19 protein-coding genes are annotated in these 19,879 nt (G+C 54.3%); 4 read left to right on the top strand and 15 right to left on the bottom strand.

The window, feature by feature from the left end; all coding sequences use genetic code 11:
• Positions 1–29: 29 nt before the first annotated feature.
• Genes thiS through HMPREF1292_RS06940 form a run of 3 tightly spaced genes read left to right on the top strand, consistent with a single transcriptional unit; the run spans position 30 to position 2,295 of the window.
• Entirely contained in the window at positions 30–263 is a 234-nt protein-coding gene (gene thiS, locus HMPREF1292_RS06950) for a sulfur carrier protein ThiS (RefSeq protein WP_023019307.1), read from the top strand.
• 7 nt (positions 264–270) lie between these two features.
• Positions 271–1,053: a thiazole synthase gene (locus HMPREF1292_RS06945; protein ID WP_023019306.1), complete on the top strand. Its 783-nt coding sequence runs from the start codon at positions 271–273 to the stop codon at positions 1,051–1,053.
• Between the two features lie 9 nt (positions 1,054–1,062).
• Positions 1,063–2,295 (top strand): ThiF family adenylyltransferase, encoded by a 1,233-nt coding sequence (locus HMPREF1292_RS06940; RefSeq protein WP_023019305.1) that lies wholly within the window; start codon positions 1,063–1,065, stop codon positions 2,293–2,295.
• A 74-nt stretch (positions 2,296–2,369) separates the two neighbouring features.
• On the opposite strand, the gene HMPREF1292_RS11125 is transcribed toward HMPREF1292_RS06940, so the two are convergent.
• The 5 genes from HMPREF1292_RS11125 to rpsP all read right to left on the bottom strand — a co-directional run bounded on the left by HMPREF1292_RS11125 (position 2,370) and on the right by rpsP (position 7,098).
• The gene (locus HMPREF1292_RS11125; RefSeq protein WP_021352699.1) at positions 2,370–2,537 is read right to left on the bottom strand and encodes a hypothetical protein; all 168 of its coding nucleotides are present in this window, start codon (positions 2,535–2,537) and stop codon (positions 2,370–2,372) included.
• A gap of 151 nt (positions 2,538–2,688) precedes the next feature.
• A complete protein-coding gene (locus HMPREF1292_RS06935) occupies positions 2,689–5,034 on the bottom strand; it encodes a Tex family protein (RefSeq protein WP_023019304.1) in 2,346 nt (781 codons plus the stop codon).
• A 90-nt stretch (positions 5,035–5,124) separates the two neighbouring features.
• Positions 5,125–6,009: a tRNA (guanosine(37)-N1)-methyltransferase TrmD gene (gene trmD / locus HMPREF1292_RS06930; RefSeq protein ID WP_023019303.1), complete on the bottom strand. Its 885-nt coding sequence runs from the start codon at positions 6,007–6,009 to the stop codon at positions 5,125–5,127.
• Positions 6,006–6,506, bottom strand: a complete 501-nt coding sequence (rimM, locus tag HMPREF1292_RS06925; protein WP_024272731.1) for a ribosome maturation factor RimM — start codon at positions 6,504–6,506, stop codon at positions 6,006–6,008. The genes trmD and rimM overlap by 4 nt, the downstream gene beginning before the upstream one ends.
• Before the next feature lie 109 nt (positions 6,507–6,615).
• On the bottom strand, positions 6,616–7,098 hold the full coding sequence (gene rpsP / locus HMPREF1292_RS06920; RefSeq protein WP_021352703.1) for a 30S ribosomal protein S16: 483 nt from the start codon (positions 7,096–7,098) through the stop codon (positions 6,616–6,618).
• Between the two features lie 411 nt (positions 7,099–7,509).
• Between rpsP and HMPREF1292_RS06915 the strand changes: the two genes are divergently transcribed.
• The gene (locus tag HMPREF1292_RS06915; RefSeq protein ID WP_023019301.1) at positions 7,510–9,600 is read left to right on the top strand and encodes an acyltransferase family protein; all 2,091 of its coding nucleotides are present in this window, start codon (positions 7,510–7,512) and stop codon (positions 9,598–9,600) included.
• 1 nt (position 9,601) lies between these two features.
• On the opposite strand, the gene ffh is transcribed toward HMPREF1292_RS06915, so the two are convergent.
• The 10 genes from ffh to HMPREF1292_RS06865 form a co-directional block, all read right to left on the bottom strand.
• The gene (gene ffh / locus HMPREF1292_RS06910; RefSeq protein WP_023019300.1) at positions 9,602–11,176 is read right to left on the bottom strand and encodes a signal recognition particle protein; all 1,575 of its coding nucleotides are present in this window, start codon (positions 11,174–11,176) and stop codon (positions 9,602–9,604) included.
• Positions 11,177–11,482: 306 nt separating this feature from the next.
• On the bottom strand, positions 11,483–11,875 hold the full coding sequence (locus tag HMPREF1292_RS06905; protein ID WP_021352707.1) for a monovalent cation/H(+) antiporter subunit G: 393 nt from the start codon (positions 11,873–11,875) through the stop codon (positions 11,483–11,485).
• On the bottom strand, positions 11,875–12,135 hold the full coding sequence (locus tag HMPREF1292_RS06900; RefSeq protein ID WP_021352708.1) for a monovalent cation/H+ antiporter complex subunit F: 261 nt from the start codon (positions 12,133–12,135) through the stop codon (positions 11,875–11,877). Before HMPREF1292_RS06900 ends, HMPREF1292_RS06905 begins: the two co-directional genes overlap by 1 nt.
• Positions 12,135–12,506 (bottom strand): Na+/H+ antiporter subunit E, encoded by a 372-nt coding sequence (locus HMPREF1292_RS06895; RefSeq protein WP_023019299.1) that lies wholly within the window; start codon positions 12,504–12,506, stop codon positions 12,135–12,137. Before HMPREF1292_RS06895 ends, HMPREF1292_RS06900 begins: the two co-directional genes overlap by 1 nt.
• Positions 12,506–12,694, bottom strand: coding sequence for a hypothetical protein (locus HMPREF1292_RS11595; RefSeq protein WP_034645191.1), 189 nt, complete (start codon positions 12,692–12,694; stop codon positions 12,506–12,508). The genes HMPREF1292_RS06895 and HMPREF1292_RS11595 overlap by 1 nt, the downstream gene beginning before the upstream one ends.
• 13 nt (positions 12,695–12,707) lie before the next feature.
• Positions 12,708–14,099: a monovalent cation/H+ antiporter subunit D family protein gene (locus tag HMPREF1292_RS06885; RefSeq protein ID WP_023019297.1), complete on the bottom strand. Its 1,392-nt coding sequence runs from the start codon at positions 14,097–14,099 to the stop codon at positions 12,708–12,710.
• A complete protein-coding gene (locus HMPREF1292_RS06880; protein ID WP_021352711.1) occupies positions 14,099–14,446 on the bottom strand; it encodes a sodium:proton antiporter in 348 nt (115 codons plus the stop codon). The genes HMPREF1292_RS06885 and HMPREF1292_RS06880 overlap by 1 nt, the downstream gene beginning before the upstream one ends.
• A 3-nt stretch (positions 14,447–14,449) precedes the next feature.
• Entirely contained in the window at positions 14,450–17,266 is a 2,817-nt protein-coding gene (locus tag HMPREF1292_RS06875) for a DUF4040 family protein (protein ID WP_023019296.1), read from the bottom strand.
• A 24-nt stretch (positions 17,267–17,290) separates the two neighbouring features.
• Positions 17,291–18,886, bottom strand: a complete 1,596-nt coding sequence (ftsY, locus tag HMPREF1292_RS06870) for a signal recognition particle-docking protein FtsY (RefSeq protein ID WP_023019295.1) — start codon at positions 18,884–18,886, stop codon at positions 17,291–17,293.
• A gap of 87 nt (positions 18,887–18,973) precedes the next feature.
• Entirely contained in the window at positions 18,974–19,852 is an 879-nt protein-coding gene (locus HMPREF1292_RS06865) for a glycine betaine ABC transporter substrate-binding protein (protein ID WP_027017842.1), read from the bottom strand.
• Between the last annotated feature and the right edge of the window lie 27 nt (positions 19,853–19,879).

The following is a 19,879-nucleotide window of genomic DNA, read 5'->3' as shown; positions in this document are numbered from 1 at the left end:
CCCAGCCTATAGCTGTTGAAAGGATCCACATGACAGATCGCTCTACCGATACTGCTAAGACCGTTGAAATCACGGTTAACGACCAACCGCACACGACTTCGGCTATTGATGTCACCGCGCTGGTTAAAGAAATCACCGGTAAAGATCTCACAGCGGGCATTGCCGTTGCTATCGACGGTGAAGTAGTGCCGGCTTCGCAATGGTGTCGCGCACTAAACGACGGTGAAACCGTCGATATCCTCAACGCACGGCAAGGAGGCTAGTGACCACATGCTCACTATTGCAGATCGTTCTTATGAATCCCGCTTGATCATGGGCACAGGTGGCTCTTCCTCACAGGAAATGCTGGAAAAAGCACTAATTGCTTCCGGCACACAGCTCACAACGGTCGCGATGCGGCGCTACTCGGCAGCTACCGGCGGAGGCGAATCTGTCTTTGAGTTAATGCAGCGCTTGGGTATCGACCCGTTACCCAACACCGCCGGCTGTCGCACCGCCCGCGATGCTGTAATTACCGCGAAATTGGCCCGCGAAGCACTCGACACCAACTGGGTGAAACTCGAAGTAATCGCCGATGAACACACATTGTTACCCGACGTCACCGAAACCTTGGACGCCTGCGAGCTGCTGATCGACGAAGGCTTTACCGTCTTAGCCTATACCTCTGATGATCCGGTGGTAGCTCGCAAACTCGAAGATGCCGGCGCTGCTGCAGTAATGCCATTGGGCTCACCGATCGGCACGGGCTTAGGAATTTTGAATCCGCATAATATTGAGCTGATCTGTTCTCGCGCGCAAGTACCAGTGCTGATCGATGCCGGTATCGGAACTGCCTCGGATGCCGCCTTTGCCATGGAATTGGGATGCTCCGGTGTCTTGCTTGCCAGTGCCATCAATCGGTGCCAAAACCCGGTAGCGATGGCTGAGGCGATGCGTCACGCCGTCACCAGCGGACATCTTTCACGTAGCGCAGGACGCATCCCGCGCCGGGAACATGCCCAAGCCTCCAGTACTTTTTCTGGTCTCGCCTCGTGGCCCGATCAAGTGCTATAGATGTGGAGCATGACCACTAATTCTGTCGCGCAAGCACACGATTTCCTCACCCAACTACCCGACCGCGAGATCCAGCGCACTGCGCGGCAAATGAATTTGCCGGGTTTTGGACCGCGCCAACAGGCACGTTTACATGCCAGCCATGTGCTTATCGTTGGTGCCGGTGGCTTGGGGTGCCCAGCGTTACAGCAGCTGGCGGCCGCTGGCGTCGGCAAGATTACGCTGCTGGACGACGACACAGTGGATTTAAGCAATATTCACCGGCAAATTTTGTTTGGCGCCGGTGATGTTGGCAAACCCAAAGTCGAGGTTGCTGCCGCGCGCGCTCGGGAATTGCAACCTGATATTCAAGTTATTGCCCTGGCGGAACGCATACGGGTCGATAATGTCTTGCAACTTTTCGACGGCGTCGACCTGGTGCTGGATGGCTCAGATACTTTTGCTACAAAATATTTAGTCGCTGATGCCTGCGAGATTCTGGGAATCCCACTGGTGTGGGGCACGGTCTTGCAGTATTCCGGTGAGGTTGCACTATGGCACTCAGGCCCAGACGTACAAGAGAAACAACGCGACGGCTCCCAGCAAGCGAAGCAACGTGGTGTTGGATTGCGGGACCTATTTCCCGAACAACCCGATGCCACAAGCGCACCAGATTGCGCAACCGCCGGAGTGTTGGGCGTGACGACGTCCGTGATTGCTGGACTGATGTCTACCGAAGCCATCGCCTATCTCACCGAAATGCGCTACGAACCGGGCCGGGTTTTGCGTTATCAGGCTATGCCAGCTGCACTGACCAGCTTCCGTGTCCGTACTGATCCGCAACGCCCATTAACCACACAATTAGCAGAGTTTTATGGCGCCAGTTGCGCGGCGACTGCCACTGAACCGAAACGCCTTTCAGATCAAAATGGACAAAAAGACCACGCCACACAAGCACGCAAGCTTTTGCAACGAGTGGCTGGGGGCACAGCAGTAGCGCTTGATGTACGAGAAGCGCACGAGAAATACCTGGCAGACCTTCCAGAGCATTACCAGCCACTGCGACTACCGCTTAGTACGATCACCAGCAGCGCAGACATCGAGACCACAATTGGATCCGCTACAGAAGTCGTGGTTTTTTGTGCTTCCGGGCTGCGCAGCCAACGCGTCATCGACGAATATGGCCCTGCGCTACCGCAAGTGCAGTTATGCAGCCTACCCGGCGGGCTCAATGCGCTCGGTACCGACCACCGGAAACCCTAGAATCCAAGCCCGTTGCTCGCACGCAAAAAGCCCGACTCCCGAGAAGGGAGCGGGCAAATAAGAACGGGAAAGCTTTAGAGGTATTCCAAAGCGTTGAAACCGCCGATGACCAGACCAAGGCCAACTGCCATCACAACGAAGAAACCAATGAACGGCAGATAAACCTCAGACATATTCGACGGCTGATCATCACCGGTTTTAATGTCCCGGGCCTCTTCTTGCCGGTCCTGCTTGGTACTCATGCTTTGCCCCTTTGAATAGCTTTCTAAACTCGCACCCGGGCATAACTTGTAGCACGTGCGCTACACCCGGGCATCGTCTCCTACAGTATACTGCCTGCTTCCAACAGAATCCAACAGCCGTGCGTTAAAGACGCACGAAACTAACCAAGAGTTAGGCACCGAAACCGGCGTTGCGCAAGGCATCAGCCATAGAACCAGCTGGTTTATTCTTCGCCGTGGCAGCAGAATTTTTGGTCCCACGCCCCTTTCCAGCACGAGTCTCAGCACGGTCACCACCCGACCGCCCGGATCGACCACCCTGATTCGAGGACTTCCGGGAAGACCCACCGCCTGGCTTGTTGCCACCCGATTTATTGCTGCCAGCGCCAGGCTCATCGTCTAAACGTAAACTCAATCCAATGCGCTGACGGTCAACATCAACATCAATGACCTTCACCTTCACAATCTCACCCGAACGCACCACTGTGTGCGGATCAGACACGAATTTGTTGCTCATCGCAGAAATATGCACCAAGCCATCTTGGTGTACCCCAACGTCTATAAACGCTCCGAAAGCAGCAACATTGGTAACCGTGCCTTCTAAGATCATGCCCGGTTGCAAATCCGCTACCTTCGTCACGCCTTCTTTAAAACTCGCTGTTCGGAATTCCGGACGCGGATCGCGGCCGGGCTTCTCCAGTTCAGCAATAATATCGGCGATGGTCAGCTCACCAAACTCCTCGTCTGCAAACTCAGCAGGCTGCAACTTCGCCAGACGAGCAGAATCACCGATTAACTCTTCCACGCCTGCTCCAACCGCAGCCGCAATTTTTTGCACTACCGGATAAGCCTCGGGGTGTACCGCAGAGGAATCCAAAGGATTATCCCCGCCATTGATACGCAAAAACCCTGCCGCTTGTTCGAACGCTTTGGGCCCTAAACGTGGTACTTCTACCAACTCTTTGCGCGTAGCAAACCGGCCATTCTGATGCCGGTAAGTCACCAAATTCTCCGCAACGGTCGCGTTTAACCCGGCCACTCGTTCTAATAGCGGAACCGAAGCCGTGTTGACATCCACTCCCACGCTGTTTACTGCATCCTCGACGACGTCGTCCAGCGCCCGGGCTAGGTTGGTCTGATTCACATCGTGCTGGTATTGCCCCACACCGATGGACTTCGGATCGATTTTCACTAGCTCAGCCAACGGGTCTTGCAAACGCCGGGCAATCGAAACTGCTCCACGTAGAGAAACGTCCATATCCGGCAATTCGGCCGCCGCTTGTGCCGAGGCGGAATACACCGATGCACCAGATTCCGACACCACAACAACTTGCGGGCGTGTTTCCAACGTGCCGACAACTTCCGCTGCTAACTCTTCCGACTCCCGGGAGGCCGTTCCATTACCCACGGCGACGAGCTCTACGGCGTGCTTAGCGCACAAACCGCGCAACACCTCCACCGCCTGCGCCCACTGCTTTTGTGGCTGGTGCGGATATACCACTGTGGTATCCACGACTTTTCCGGTGGCATCGACCACCGCGCACTTCACACCGTTGCGGTAGCCCGGATCCATACCCAACATGGCTTTTTGCCCAGCGGGTGCAGCCAGTAAAACATCACGCAAGTTCGTCGAAAAAACCTGTAGGGCTTCATCTTCTGCATAGCTACGCAGACGGTTGCGCGCATCCAACCCAGCAGAGACCATCAACTTGGTTCGCCACCCCCAACGCACAGCCTGTGCCAACCAACTCGAGGCCGCGGTATCTAGTTCGAAACGCTGAGCAATCAAATGCTCGTAGCCTGCGTCATCACCACCATCGAATTCCAGCTGGATAATGCCTTCCGATTCCGCGCGTAACAACGCCAAAATGCGATGTGAAGGCAATGCGGTCAACGGCTCCAAAAAATCGAAATAATCACGGAATTTCGCACCTTCAGTTTCTTTCCCAGCCACGACCTGAGCGCCCAGAGTGCCATCACGGAAAAATTGCTCACGAACCTCCCCGACCAGGTCCGCGTCCAAAGCGAGCCTATCGACCAAAATCGCTCGGGCGCCATCCAGGGCCGCTTTGGCATCAGCATAGCCGTCGACAAGATAATCCTGCGCAGCGGTCTCCGGATCCACCGACGGATTCTCAATCAACGTGTCCGTCAACGGCTCCAGGCCAGCTTCCCGAGCTTTGTCCGCCTTGGTCTTCCTGCGTTTTTTATACGGAAGGTAGAGATCTTCTAAACGAGCCTTGGAATCGCATTCGTTAATCTCCGCGCGCAGGTTATCGGTGAGCTTGCCTTGCTCGTCGATTGCAGCGAGTATCGTCTCCTTGCGCGCTGCGAGTTCTTCCAGGTAGTCCGCACGCTGTTGGATGTGCCGCAACTGGGTATCATCCAGCGCGCCGGTAGCTTCCTTGCGGTAACGGGCGATAAACGGAACGGTGTTTCCTTCGGCAAGCAGGGACAATGCTGCCTGCACGCGGTTGCTGAAAACACCTAATTCTTCGGCAATAACACTGGCGATCATTGGGCCAAGCCTAGTTATTCGCCACTGTCTCCACCACCTTTAGGCGAGCTTCTAGCAGAAGGCTAGTCCGCGGACCGCCTGATATCCCCGCTAATTTTCGCCGATACCTGCTGCTTCTTCCCGGATAGTGGCGAGAATTTTTCGGTCCGCTGTGCTCAGCTCCACATTTTCCAATAGATCTGGGCGCCGTGACTGCGTGCGCAGCAACGCTTGTTGCCGCCGCCACTGCGCCACTTTGCCATGATGCCCGGAAGTTAGTACTTCCGGAATTTCTAAACCGCGCCACACGCGTGGCTTGGTGTATGACGGCGCTTCCAACAAGCCGTCGGAAAACGAGTCTTCCTGGTGCGAACGTTGGTTGCCCAAAACCCCGGGGATTAACCGAACGATAGCTTCGGCAATCACCAAAGCCGCAACCTCGCCGCCAATCAAGACGTAATCACCGATCGAAACCTCACGCACACGGTAGCGGTGGGCCGCGTCATCAATAACGCGTTGATCAATACCTTCGTAGCGCCCACACGCGAAAACAATGTGGTCTTCATTGGACCAGGCTTGTGCCTTATTTTGACTAAACACTGCGCCAGCAGGGCTAGGCACAAGCAGCAACGGTGCATTCGGGTCCTCGCCTGCCAAGACATCCCGATCATCGTAGCGTTGCGGAACAGTACCGGACAGTTCATCGTGAGTAGCACCGTGGATGTGCTGCACTGCGGAATCTAACTGTTCAGCCCCTCCTGCACGTTTTCCCGCGGCAATCTCGTCGAGCGCAGGGCCCCATACCTCGGGTTTCATTACCATTCCTGGCCCGCCTCCATAAGGCGAATCGTCGACGGACTTGTGCACCCCCGTGGCCCAGTCGCGGAGGTCATACACACCGACACTGATCAGACCACGCTCGATTGCGCGCCCAAGCAACGCGTGACGTAATGGCTGCAAATATTCTGGGAATATTGAGACAACATCAAGTCTCACAGGTCCAACAACCCTTCCGGCGGAGTGATCGTCATCGTTCCAGCTTCCAAATCTACTTCGGCAATGAACTCGTCGACGAATGGGACTAAAACGGTGCGACCGTCGTCGGTCAGCGTGATTTCCAGCAAACTACGGTTGATGGTTTCGACGACACCGCTAATTGCGCCAATCTCCGTGCCATCGTGCCACACGCGCAAACCTTCCAAGTCATGGTCATAATAACCATCCTCGTCCGAATCATCAGCCGGCGCATAAAACTCCATGCCCCGCAACGATTCCGCCGTAGTGCGGTCCGTGATTTCCTTCAATGCAAGTAATAAACGCCCTTTATGCGGACGCGCACTGCGGACCTGTAATGATTGCGTGCGACCTGACTGACGGCCCTCGATAACAGTATCCGGGGCAAAGCGGCCTTCCGGGTCATCGGTAGTAGTTTCCACCACGACTTCGCCACGGATGCCATGGGTCTTAACGACCCGACCAATTCGTACGTCCATATCCCCTAATTTAGCGTGTCCGTCATACAAAAACCGCGCGGGTTCCCGGTTCGGGAACGCCACGCGGTGTTGCAAAGCCTGCGGAATCTTTCAGACCGACTGCAGACTTTTAGTCGTTGGATTCAGCTTCGGCTTCGCCTTCAGCAGCAGCAGCCTTCTCAGCTTCTGCCTTTTCCTTAGCAGCTTTAGCGTCGGCTTCTTCCTTAGCCTTCTTCTTCTTTTCGGTGATGGCTTCGATAGATGGGCCGTTGTTGGCTTCTTCCAGGGCCTTGTTGAACAGCTCCAGCTTGGAAGGCTTCGGCTCAGCGGTCTTCAGAGTACCCTCTGCACCAGGCAAGCCCTTGAACTTCTGCCAGTCACCGGTGACCTTCAGCAAAGCGAGAACCGGCTCGGTAGGCTGTGCACCAACAGACAACCAGTACTGAGCGCGCTCGGAATCAATATCGATCAGGGAAGGCTCCTGCTTAGGCTGGTATCGACCGATAACCTCGATCTCTTTACCATCACGGCGGGTGCGAGAATCGGCGATGACCACACGGTACTGTGGAGTGCGGATCTTGCCGAGGCGTTGCAGCTTAATTTTGACAGCCATTATTGGCTCCTTTTCTTTGTAGAGATTCACTGGGTAGTTCTGACACCTGCGAATACAGGCCGGTTCAACCCTTGGATTAGTCTGCGCGTGATCCCAACCGCGACGACCGTAGACGACCGCGATGTTACGCAGATACACAGACAGCCCTCGAGTATAGCCCGGAAACTTGTTGTTGGCCAACCACGGTTTTCTTGCCGCACATTCGCACAGCAGCGGTTTAGTCAACAGCAAGTTAATCAGCAAGGGCTTAAGCCAAGTTGACCAGCAGCGGCTTAAGCAAAGCACCTGCAGGGTGAGTCAAATAGGGCGAACAAGAAAAAGACGTTAAACTACCCAAGTATCCATAATCGATATCGCTATTCGCTCCCGTTTCGCAACAGTCTTATCACCGATTGATTATTTGACCCCGCTTTGACTCCTACACCAAATAAACCCTCCTACCGCTATGACTTGGACGGCCTACGCGGCCTTGCCATCGCCCTAGTGGTAGTTTTCCATGTCTTTGTTGGCAGGGTATCCGGTGGCGTGGATGTGTTCTTACTGTTGTCCGGTTATTTCTTTCTTGGTTCACAGCTCCGCTATGCCTCTGGTGATAACGCCTCGCTGAATCCATGGTGGCCCATCTGGCGCACAATTCGACGGATAGTCCCCGCACTCGCATTAGTTGTGGGCATCACCGTGATTTTAGTGCTGACCACCACCCCGTGGCTGATGAATATCGAACTGGCACAGCAGATAACCGCCAGCCTAGCCTATTACCAAAACTGGGAGTTGACCAGGCAAGACGCGGCTTATGCTGCGGCGGCAGCGGAAATCTCCCCACTGCAACATCTGTGGTCGATGGCAGTGCAAGGGCAGTTTTATGTGCTGGGCATCGGATTCGCATTGTTGCTGGCGTGGGCGCTACAGAACCGTAGGCACCTGGTACAGCGGGTTGCGGGGCCGATACTTGCCATCGTCACGGCCATTTCATTTGCTTATGCTTCCCGCTTCGGCCTTTACGGCATGTCAGATAATTATTATTCCACCTGGTCACGGATGTGGGAATTAAGCCTCGGGGCAGTTTTGGTGATTTACGGCAGCAAACTAGCCCTGAACCGTTGGCTTTCCGACATTGCTGGCGTCACCGGGTTGGTGTTGCTGTTTATCACAGGCATCATCGTCGAAGATTCCACGGCCTATCCCGGGCCATTGTCGCTGCTTCCAATTGGTGGCGCCGTACTGTTGATCATAGGTGGCAACGGCTACATCGCACAGTTTTTAGCCACTCGCTCGATGCGTTGGCTCGGTGAAATCGCCTACTCGCTGTACCTTTGGCACTGGCCCCTACTCATTATTGCTACGAATTACTGGAAGCAATCCGAACCCAGCGCGATACTGGGCATCAGTATCATCGCTATTTCCGTGCTGTTGGCGTGGATCACAAATAGGTTCATAGAAAAACCGCTGCGGGAAAAATCTTCCCGCCGGATGAGCAAGTCTCCACAGATCACCTGGAAGGAACTGCGCCAGAACATTAGCTCGCACCGTGCACGCGCCACCGGAGCCACTGTTACGGTTGCCGCCTTGCTCGCGTTGTTCTGCATCCAACCATGGTGGACGCAGCGTCTACACAATGAACGCAGCCTGCCGTTACCGCAGGAAATGTATCCTGGCGTGCTGGCCCAATCTGGGCACGACGTCCCAAAGAATGTAGACGTCGCACCAGATCCACATCTCGTTTCTAGCCTCGCCCCTGTCGTGTCCGAGGTCCACTGCTTTATCCCGGCCGATCATCCTTCTTCGACCGTGCAATTCGAGGAATCCCGCTATGGGGAACCCTGCGTTTTCGGTGACCGTGATGCAAACAAGACCGTTTACTTAGTAGGAGGCTCACACGCCGAACAGTGGGCTGGACCGTTAGATGCGCTGGGAAAAAGATACGGTTTCCGCTTAGAGGTGATGCTGCGCGCGGGCTGCCCGATTGTCACGGGACCAAATGATTTGATCGTCGGCACTCATCAAATTGATCAGCGCTGCTATAACTGGAGTCAGCGCGTAATTGAGAAATTGCTCGAAGAAAAACCTGACCTCGTGATTTCAAATTCGACCCGACCGGTAGGCGAATTTGGTCATGGCCCAGATTATGTCCCGTATGGCTACGCAGCTTTTTGGCAAGAGCTTGCCGACGCTGACATCGATTTTGTCGGGATACGCGATAACCCTTGGGGCTTTCGGCCCAACGGCGAGCCTTTCAACTTCAGTAACTGCCTAGTGGACGGTGGCGGGCTGTGTTCAGTCGCACGGAAGCAGGTGTATCAAGAAGTCGACCCCGCCGAATCCGTGTTGAATGAGCTGGGAATGAAGGCCGTAGACACAGCAGATTGGTTCTGCGACCAGCGACGCTGTGAAGTTGTTATCGGTAATATCGCTGTCTATCGCGATATGCACCATATTTCGAATGCATATGCAAAATCGGCCCAGCCTTTGCTGGAGCCGATTATCAAACCTTACGTCAAATAGCTTACTTGTTACCGAAGTTGAGCTTGCTCAAATCGATATTTTCCATTCCCGGAGGCATCTGCTGCTGCATTTGCTGTAGATCTTTCATCGATGGCATTCCGCCTCCCATTCCAGGCATACCTGGCATGTTTGGCATGCCTCCGCCACCGCCCCCGCTTTTCTTCCGTTTGCCCTTCTTGTTCTTCCGGCCCTTTGGTTTCTTCTTCGTCGCCGAACGTTTCGATCCGCCCATTCCAGGCATACCGAACTGCCCAGCCATCTTGCTCATCATCTTTTTCGCTTCGAAGAAGCGCTCCACCAGTTGATTAACTTCGGAGACTTCCACACCGGAACCGGCCGCAATACGCTTGCGGCGAGAAGCGTTCAAGATCTTCGGATCGTCGCGCTCAGCAGGGGTCATGCCGCGAATAATGGCCTGGATGCGATCCAGTTGTTTTTCGTCGACCATGTCGGCCATCTTCGACATTTGGCTACCGCCTGGCATCATCTTCAATAGATTGCCGATGGGGCCCATCTTACGCACCATCATGAGCTGGTCGAGGAAGTCATTCAGCGTCATCTCGCCCGAGCCGAGCTTATGCGCAGCCTCTTCGGCCTTTTTCTGGTCGAGGTTAGCCTCAGCCTGCTCAATCAAAGTGAGCATGTCGCCCATGCCCAAGATACGGCTGGCCATGCGCTCAGGATGGAATACATCAAAATCGGTGAGTTTCTCGCCGGTCGAAGCGTACAGGATCGGCTTGCCGGTTACCTCACGAATAGACAGCGCTGCACCACCACGAGCATCACCGTCCAACTTCGTCAGAACAACGCCAGTAAAATCGACGCCATCCCGGAAAGCCTCGGCGGTATGAACGGCATCCTGACCGATCATCGAGTCTATGACAAACAAGACTTCGTCGGGGTTAACCGCGTTCCGAATATCCCGGGCCTGGTTCATCAAAGTCTCGTCAATACCAAGGCGACCAGCAGTATCGATAATAACGACGTCATGTTGGGCCTTGCGGGCTTCTTCAATGCCGTTACGTGCGACCTCGACTGGGTCTCCGTGCGAGGTTCCCATTTCATGTTGGGAATCCATGGAGGTGCCAGGGTCCGGAGCGAAGGTTTTGACTCCCGCGCGCTCACCAACAATGCGCAGCTGATCAACAGCGCCTGGGCGCTGCAAGTCACAAGCTACCAGCATTGGGGTGTGACCACGGCTTTCCAGGTGTTTGGCGAGCTTACCCGCCAGAGTGGTTTTACCAGCACCTTGCAAACCAGCCAACATGATGACTGTCGGCGGGGTTTTCGCCAAGTTCAAACGCCGTGTCTCGCCGCCGAGGATATCTTGGAGTTCCTCATTGACGATTTTTACAACCTGTTGAGCCGGGTTCAGGGCTTCGGAAACTTCCGCGCCAATGGCGCGATCTTTGATGCGTTTAATGAAACCGCGCACGACGGTGAGCGAAACGTCGGCTTCCAACAACGCCAACCGGATTTCCCGGGCGGTGGCATTGATATCCGCCTCCGTCAGTTTGCCCTTGCCGCGAAGGCCTTTCAGGGCAGACTGTAGCCTGTCGGACAATGACTCAAACACGTCGTGTAACTCCCTACCGTTGGCATATACTAGCCCCACTAGCCTAGCCGGTCTTGCCCGCGCAGGTCATATCAGACTCCCCCAAATGCCGGGGCCACGAAAACACAGGATTTAGATTGCTTTTCCGCCGCTTTCCCGAGTACGGACTCGGATAACGTCTTCGGCCGGGGTAACTCAAAATGACAGCCACAGTAGCAGCGGTAGTGCTTACTCAGTCCGGCCTTGCTAAACCAATCGCAAGATAGTTAGGGGTTAAGTAGCAAAAAGCCCCAGGCCACAAGGCCTAGGGCATATAATCAAATCGAATTAGTCGCGTTTGCGCGCTTGTCCGGTCTCTTGTTTGTACTGGAAATCGTCGGGAGAGACGAATTCACCTTCCCAAACGTTTGCTTCGTTAAATTGCACATCGACGATCGCGACGTGACGCAGAATGGACGAACGTGAAATCAGTATCGAGCCGATTGCCGAAGTGCCCAGCAGTAAGATGATCGCCCCGATGCCAACGATTGCGGTAGACCAACGGGGCTCCAACAAAAAGACACCGATAATAATCATCGACACACCAAAGCCTGATGCTGTCGACAGAACTGACATACGCGCGTAAACATCTCGGAAAGTAAGCATGCCTGCACCGCAGATTACGAAGTTGGCAGCGCCTATAAGGATGAATACCGAGGAAACAATTTCCATAACGTCCATTAACGAGCACCCCTCAATAGAGCACGGGATAGCGAGACTGCCGACAAAAAGCCGACCAGTGACGCGACGAGCATCAGGTCAAAGGTATAACCGGATCCTTTCAAGAATCCGCTGAGCCCGAGAAGCGCAACCAGTACGAACAATAAGAAGTCCGCGGCGGAAACCCGGTCCGAACGGGTCGGCCCCACCAACATACGATACGCTGCGGGAAGCGCCGACAGTGCGATCATAACGATTGCGATAGCGATTACGGTTGTCATTATTTAGCGTCCTCATTCAATCGCGGACGGAACATGATGCCCTTCAGCATGCGTTCTTCCATGTCCCGGAGATCTTCGCGTAATTCGTCGGCAGATTTGTTATACATACCGTGCACATACATGATGCGTACACCGTTCTTCGTCTCCCCTGCACCGACTACCAAAGTACCTGGGGTGATGGTCACCAACGCCGCGAACAGCGTGTAATGGCCGGCTTTAAAACTGCGAGATTCATAACAAGCTACGCCTGGCGTCGAATCATGGCCCCGGGAAATAATGTCGCGAATAACGGACATATTCGCAACAACGAATTCTTTCAGGTACCAGAGCCAAAAGCCCAACATACGAAGTGGCCAAGTCACAATATACATTAGTTTTTCACCGCCTCAACATAGCTGGAGGTATCCATCAGGTTGTTAGCGGCTACCTCGGAATACTGCATCAAATATTCGCCACCGACACCAAGCACCAAGGTAATGACGGCAGTTATTACTGCTGGAGCAGCGAGCCAAAAACCAATACGCGATTTCGGTTTCTTCGTGGTTTTGTCCTCAGTCATCGTCTGAGAATCGCTACGCGTATATGTGGCAACGCCGCCTCCCAAGGTTGCATGAGGGCCGTCTGGGTCTTGTCCGTGCGCGGGATCCGGCAGTGGGGGTTTTCGGGTTACCCCAGAAAACGCCTCCCCAGATCTTCAGCATCGACAATAGCGTGAGCAAAGAGACGACCACCATGACTGCCAACGGGTAGATCCAGTTAACCTCCCAAGTAGCTATCATCAGCGAGAATTTGGCTACGAAGCCGGAGAATGGCGGGATACCGGCCAGAGACAAAGCTGCGACGAAGAACGCAACGGCCATGATTGGTTCGCGTTTCGCCATCGCGGTCACCTTGCCCAATTCGCCGGTTCCGTATTGCACCTCGATTGCGCCGGTCGACATAAACAGAGAGGCTTTCACAATCATGTGGTGTACAAGATAGAAAATGCCTGCTGCCAAACCGAGTTCCGTAAACAACGCGACGCCCATCATGATGTAGCCGAGCTGGGAAACCATGTGGAATGCCAGAATCGAACGCGTAGTTTTCTCACCCACTGCTCCCAGGACACCAACGACCATGGTTAGGCTGAACAGCGCGACCATGATCCAGAGGAAGCGGTCATCGCCATCGAAGAGCACCGCGTAGATGCGGTAAATCATGTAAACGCCGACTTTGGTGTGCAAGCCGGAAAACAGTGCGGTAATCGCAGGGCTGGTATACGGGTAGGTCTGCGCCAACCAGGAGTGAACCGGCACGATCGACGCCTTGATGAACATAGCCAGCAAGCACACAGCACCTGCCAGGGCGACGGCTGGGTCTTCTTTGGCGGCACCGGCTAGCTCAGCGAGGTTAATGCTTCCGGCTGTGCCGTAAACCAGACCTACACCGACCATGTACAACGTAGAGCCAAGAAGGTTCGACGCAATGAATAGGCGCATGCCACCTACTAGTAGTGATCCACCGCGCTGGTGAATCGTTAATGCATACAACCCGTAGGACGGCAAGAGCATGATCTCAAGACAAACGAAAAAGTTAAAGAGATCGCCAGTCAAGATCGCACCAAAGACGCCGGCCATCAAAATGAGGATCAATGGTGCGGCAAAGCGCTGCTTGGTTAAACCCGAAGCAGCAGCAAACCAGGCGCAGACTAGGCCCAGTACGGCCGTGGTCACGAGCATCAGCACAGCGAACATATCGGCCACGAATGGGATCGAATATCCAAAGCCCCACATACCAATGTTGTGAGCGATGGTTTGCCCGTCAGAAACCAGTGGGAACAGCGCGGCAGATGCTGCGATAGAGCCAGTCAGCGTTGCGAAGAGCACAATGTCTTGTAACAACTGGAAACGGTGTCCGACGACCAGGACGCCACCAAGCACTAGGGGCAGCGCAGTAAAGAGTGGTAATAGTGCAGCAATATCCATTACAGAACCACATCCTGCTCGCGTGCAAGGTTAACTTCTGGGCGGGTGGCGTCGTCTTTCTTACCGACGGCTGCCGTGACAAACATCAAAACCGAAATTGAGAAGGAAATCACGATTGCGGTGAGAACTAATGCCTGCGGCAGTGGGTCGGCTGCTTCCGCGACGGCCGCGGTGTCGTGGCTTCCGAATGGCTCGTTACGCGAAGCAGTGCCGCCGGCTGCAATCAGGATTAGGTTTGCTCCGTGCGAGAGCAGGGTAAAGCCGAGCGCAATGCGTAGCATGTCGCGGCGCATCATTAAATACACCGCACAGCCTACGAGCAGGCCGGCAGAAATGGCGAGTGTCATAAATTAGTTCCTTTCTGCCTGTGGTTCGGCTTCCAGGGACCGGTCCGCAAGGTCGGCATCCGCTCCTGGTTCGCGGGCATCGGCTTCGTCAGAATTCAGTCGAGGCATTCCCAGAAGGTTGAAAGCAGCCAGAATCATGCCAATCACGGCCAGATATACGCCGAGATCGAACAGCAGGGCCGTCGACAAGTGCAAACCAAAAATGTGGGTGTCCAGTGGCCTGAGGAAAGAGCCTTCGACAAAGCCCAATAGACCCGTAGCTACAGCCACTGTGATGCCGCCACCAATCAGTGCCATGTATGGCAAGCGGATCTTGGCTTCGGCGTTCGATGGCGCGGACAGGTAGACCAACGCGAATCCAGCCGAAGCAATCAACGCAGCTACGAATCCGCCGCCTGCTTCGTTGTGCCCGCGGAAAAACAGCAAGATCGACAAAGCGACGATGATTGGCCCCACCAGCTTGCTGGTCGAACGCAAGAACACAGAGTTTGCGCGTGCATCAATCAGCGGAGAGTGCTTGTCCATGTGGGTATCGTGCACCGCAAGCAAGCGGTTATTGGACAGGAGCACGGCAATCGCGATACCAGCAACGCCAAGGACCGTTAGCTCACCCAAGGTATCGAAGGCACGGAACTCGACCAGAATGACGTTGACAATATTGGAGCCGCCCGTCAGTTCTTCCGTTTCACGCAAGAAGTATTCGGAAACATCCGAAATCTCGCGGCGTCCGGTTAGAGCCAACACTGCCAGCATGGTGGAGATACCTACGGCAACCGAGAGAACAATAGACCAGAAATGCGAACGACGTGTATCTGGAGTGAAATGGTCCGGTAGACGGTGCAGAATCAGCACCAGAACACAAACTGTCAGGATCTCCACCGTCAACTGGGTATTCGCCACGTCAGCGGCACCAAGGACGTAGAACCACAGAGTCATGCCAAAGCCCGCGATCGATACGACCACAACCACTGTCAAGCGTGACTTAGCCATCACGGTGGCCATACAACCCATCGCGACGAGTAGAACAAAAATCCAGTCGATGGCCCAAGCCCGTTCCCCAACTACCTCAGGAAGATCGTTCAGGGTAAAGATGCCGATCACCGCCAAGGTGATGACGCCAAGCAGTGGTAACACGAGGTGACGCCGCATCGACGTCGTGCCAGTAGCGGCTGTGAAGTACTTGCCGCCCGTATTGATGATGCCTTGGCGCAAAAATTCCACCACATATAGACCAGTGAGCGGAGCACCAAAAACAGACATCGCCCGGAACAACTGATCACGATTCAGAACTAGCACGATGCCAACGAGCACGATGAGCACCGACATTCCGAGTGCCATGTTGAAACCGTGCCAAATGGCGAGGTGCACATGTTGGTCTGCACCGGTAACAGCGAGCGCGGCGTCATCAACCAGGTTATCGACCGCACCCGGGTATAGGCCCAATGCAAGCGTCAGCAAAGCCAACAACGCTGGGATGACCCAGAAAGTGAATGCAGCTTCTGGGACGGTCTTGTTTACGTCGGTTTCTGCAACACTGCCCCGTGCTCCGAAGACACCGATGATGTATTTGAAGGAATACACAAAGGTAAACATCGACGTCACGACCACACCGGCGGTGATTAGAACGTTCATGTTGTCACCGAACGGCGCATCCAACGCAGCCTCAATCAGACCTTCCTTGGATACGAAACCGAACAGCAATGGAATGCCTGCCATCGAGGTTGCGGCGATGACCACCAAGGTCTTGGTTACCGGCATTTTGGTACGGACATAATGCAGCTCAGAGTACAAACGCGTACCAGATTCATGTTCGACGATGCCTACAGACATGAACAACGCAGCCTTGAAACACGCGTGCGCAATGGTGTGCACAATGGCCGCCGTCAGTGCTGCATCCGTGCCGATGCCAACCGTGGCCACCAAAAGTCCAAGCTGCGACATGGTGGAATAAGCAAGCAGTTCCTTCAAGTCGTCGCGGGTCACGGCGGTCATGGCGCCAAAAGCAGCGGTGAACAAACCACACACAATAAGCAAAATATTCCAGATGGCTACTTCTCCAAATAGCGGAGAATAGCGCAGAATCAAGTAGATTCCTGCTTTAACCATTGCTGCCGCGTGGAGATAAGCAGAAACCGGCGCGATAGCTACCATAGAATCAGGCAACCAAGCTTGGAATGGGAACTGCGCAGACTTTGTAAACGCGGCCCCGGCGATCAACATCGCTACCACAGTCAAGGTTCCAGGATTGTCAGCCCAATAGTCTGACGCAATGACCTCACTAAGCTGCAATGTAGCCGTCGACACAGACATGATGATGGTTGCTGTCAGCAGCAACAGACCACCAAGGACAGTGACCAACAGGGTTCGGATAGCTGGCTGTTGCCCCTTTTCACCGGAGTTCCCGATGAGGAAGAACGAACACAGCGTCGTCATTTCCCATGCAACATAGAAAACAAACAGGTTATCAGTGGTCACCAACAGAGCCATTGCCGCCGCGAAGCCGGTGATAAAGAAGTAGAACGCCGAATCCTTGTGGTGCAGGTAGCGGGTGGAATACATCAGCACCCCGGCGCCAATCACTAGGACCAGCAACAGGAATACGAATGATAGACCGTCCAGGCGAACGTTGAAGTCCACGCCCAACGAAGGAATCCACGGTACAGATTCCGTGTGTATCCCATCGTAGACGGCAACCCCCATGATGGTTGCAACGATCAGCGGTAGAGCCAACACCCAACCCGCATTTCGGCCTAGTAGGCGCGAAAGCAGCGGGGCGCTGGCCACCGTCACCCCGAGTAGCGCTAATAAGGAAAAAATCATCGTCGTTTAGATTATCACGTAGAGCTAACGCTCATTACCCAGAAGCGCATCGACAAATGATTCGATTTCAAACGGAGCCAGATCGTCCGCGCCTTCGCCCAAGCCCACGAGCTTGACCGGCACTCCCAGTTCTTCTTGTACTTGGAACACAATGCCGCCCTTTGCCGTGCCATCAAGCTTGGTCAAAACGACACCAGTGATGTCGACGACCTCACGGAAGATCCGCGCCTGGGCCAAACCATTCTGGCCGACGGTGGAGTCGATAACCAGGAGAACCTCGTCGACTTCCGCCTTCTTCTCGATGACACGCTTAACCTTGCCCAACTGGTCCATCAGGTTATTCGAAGTATGCAAACGGCCTGCGGTATCAACCAGCACCACATCAACGCCCTCGTTGACTCCCGTAGCCACGGCATCAAAAGCGACAGAAGCAGGATCTGCTCCTTCGGCACCGCGGACGGTGGTCGCCCCAACGCGACGACCCCATGTTTCCAGCTGGTCGGCTGCTGCAGCACGGAAGGTATCGGCAGCGCCGAAAACCACATCATGCCCCATTGCTACTAACACGCGACCAAGTTTGCCGGTGGTGGTTGTCTTACCGGTGCCGTTGACGCCAACAATCATGGCAACGGCCGGTTTACCGTCATGTGGCATCGCTTTGATGGAACGATCCATCTCTGGCTTGCCTACTTCAATAAGCGCCTCACGCAGCATCGCGCGGGCCTCGGCTTCGCTCGATACACCGCGCTCAGAGATTTTCTCACGCAGCAAATCGGTGACTTTCATGGTGGCATTCGTTCCCAAATCCGCCATGATCAAGGTATCTTCAATTTCTTCCCATGCGTCCTCATCCAGATCGCCTGCTGTGAGAAGCCCCAACACTCCTTGCCCGATGGCATTTTGCGACTTGGATAACCGACCCCGCAATTTAGACAAACGTCCCGTAGCCGGAGCGATATCGTCTTGGGGCTTCGGCTCCGGTTGAGGTACTGCCTCCGGTTCTGGTTCTGATTCCGGTGCCGGTTCTGGTTCTGATTCCGGTGCCGGTTCTGGTTCTGATTCCGGTGCCGGTTCTGGTTCCGGCTCTACCTCCGGTTCTGCCTCTGTTTCTGGAGCTTCCTCTGGAGTTGTCTCTACTTCTGGAGCTGCCGGTGAAGTTGCCTCTACCCTTCCGTCAACAGAGTCTTCCGCAGCAGACTCTTCGGCTTCTGGCTGCGCTGAAGCTTCTTGCTCGGCTGACTCAGCAGCCTCCGCATTCCTAATGGATTCTTCATCTGCCGCATCAGCCGACTCAGAAGCGATTGGTTCCTGCTTAAATTCAGGCTCAGGCTTAGCAGCAGGTTGTTTTTCCCCTGCCCCACCCGGGGCAAAATTAAAGCCTCCAGTGGCTTGGTAATTACCGGATTTTTGCTCTTGGGTCAGCTGTTTCGGCTCTTCGGAATCCTCACCACCGAAACTAACCATCTTCGACTTTTTGCGCTTCGCGCCAACGATTAGCGCAATAATGATGATTAGTGCCAACGCAACAGCGGCAACAATCACCCAAAACGCGACGGCATTGTTCGTCGCAAAGTCCATGAGACTATCCCACCATGATTCTGAAGTATCCATGGTCTCCATTCTGGCAGCCTTCCTCGTTTTTTACATGCGCATCCCCAAAATTGGCATACGCTGTTGTTTCGTGGTTTTTAGTTGTCTTTTCGTTATCTACTCAGTAGGCCAGGCCGGTAAAGAATCGCCGTAATTTTCGATCCACTCTGCGATAGCCTCTTGCTCTTCGCCTTCGTCATATTTGTTCAGCAATAAGTCTTCGAGCGCACCATATTCCTCATCCGACAGTGAAATTTCAGAAATCCATTGCGCCAGCTCTGGGTGCTCAGCGGAAAAATCAGGGCGAGCCAGCGTATGCAAGCCTTCTGGCTCTCCCAAAGCACCTTTCGGATCCGCCAAGTCCTTCACTGGGTACGTATTATTTGCCCAATACGGACGCCACAGTGTCACCACAACATCGCGTTTATCGGAAATCGCGTCGTCCAACTCCGCCAACATCGCCGGAGTCGACGAAGTTTTCAGCGTGTAGCCATCCAAACCATATTCCGGGATCACCTCGTTTTCAACGACGTTCACCGCTCCAGAACCCGCCTCAATTCCGATGATGTCGCCGTCGAAGCGCGCTTCTGCACCAACCAGATCCGCAATAGAATCCAGTTCACTGTATTCCGGTACAGCAAGAGTCAATCGTGCATTCGGGAAGAAAACCCCAATGTCTTCAATATTGTTTTTGAATCGCTCCCACTGATCCTTATTGGTACGCTCCGGCCAGCTGGACGGCACAATGTCAATATCACCATTAGACACGGCTGTATAAACAGCAGCAACGTCATTAACGTCGGTGTGCTCGAAGCTATAGCCGTGGTCAGAGGCGACGTATTCAATTAAGTTCGCCATGAGCAGCATGTCACTCCACGCTGTCATATATCCGAAAGTCAGTTCTTTGTCATCGCCGTCGTTGGGATCACTCGCGCACGCACCCAGGGCCAACGAGGCACTCACCAGCATGGACACAAAAGTCATTTTCTTTTTCACAGACGCTAGTCTACGTGCCTTAAACGT

The organism is Corynebacterium sp. KPL1995, from assembly GCF_000477935.1.
Taxonomy (GTDB): domain Bacteria; phylum Actinomycetota; class Actinomycetes; order Mycobacteriales; family Mycobacteriaceae; genus Corynebacterium; species Corynebacterium pseudodiphtheriticum.
This window is presented reverse-complemented; position numbering and strand designations above follow the sequence as displayed.

Bases quoted from the DNA above. Each gene is read 5' to 3' on its own strand.
- thiS (WP_023019307.1), top strand. From the start codon at position 30: ATGACAGATCGCTCTACCGATACTGCTAAGACCGTTGAAATCACGGTT.
- HMPREF1292_RS06945 (WP_023019306.1), top strand. From the start codon at position 271: ATGCTCACTATTGCAGATCGTTCTTATGAATCCCGCTTGATCATGGGC.
- HMPREF1292_RS06940 (WP_023019305.1), top strand. From the start codon at position 1,063: ATGACCACTAATTCTGTCGCGCAAGCACACGATTTCCTCACCCAACTA.
- HMPREF1292_RS11125 (WP_021352699.1), bottom strand. From the start codon at position 2,537: ATGAGTACCAAGCAGGACCGGCAAGAAGAGGCCCGGGACATTAAAACC.
- HMPREF1292_RS06935 (WP_023019304.1), bottom strand. From the start codon at position 5,034: ATGATCGCCAGTGTTATTGCCGAAGAATTAGGTGTTTTCAGCAACCGC.
- rimM (WP_024272731.1), bottom strand. From the start codon at position 6,506: ATGGACGTACGAATTGGTCGGGTCGTTAAGACCCATGGCATCCGTGGC.
- rpsP (WP_021352703.1), bottom strand. From the start codon at position 7,098: ATGGCTGTCAAAATTAAGCTGCAACGCCTCGGCAAGATCCGCACTCCA.
- HMPREF1292_RS06905 (WP_021352707.1), bottom strand. From the start codon at position 11,875: ATGGACGTTATGGAAATTGTTTCCTCGGTATTCATCCTTATAGGCGCT.
- HMPREF1292_RS06900 (WP_021352708.1), bottom strand. From the start codon at position 12,135: ATGACAACCGTAATCGCTATCGCAATCGTTATGATCGCACTGTCGGCG.
- HMPREF1292_RS06895 (WP_023019299.1), bottom strand. From the start codon at position 12,506: ATGTATATTGTGACTTGGCCACTTCGTATGTTGGGCTTTTGGCTCTGG.
- HMPREF1292_RS11595 (WP_034645191.1), bottom strand. From the start codon at position 12,694: ATGACTGAGGACAAAACCACGAAGAAACCGAAATCGCGTATTGGTTTT.
- HMPREF1292_RS06885 (WP_023019297.1), bottom strand. From the start codon at position 14,099: ATGGATATTGCTGCACTATTACCACTCTTTACTGCGCTGCCCCTAGTG.
- HMPREF1292_RS06880 (WP_021352711.1), bottom strand. From the start codon at position 14,446: ATGACACTCGCCATTTCTGCCGGCCTGCTCGTAGGCTGTGCGGTGTAT.
- HMPREF1292_RS06875 (WP_023019296.1), bottom strand. From the start codon at position 17,266: ATGATTTTTTCCTTATTAGCGCTACTCGGGGTGACGGTGGCCAGCGCC.
- ftsY (WP_023019295.1), bottom strand. From the start codon at position 18,886: ATGGAGACCATGGATACTTCAGAATCATGGTGGGATAGTCTCATGGAC.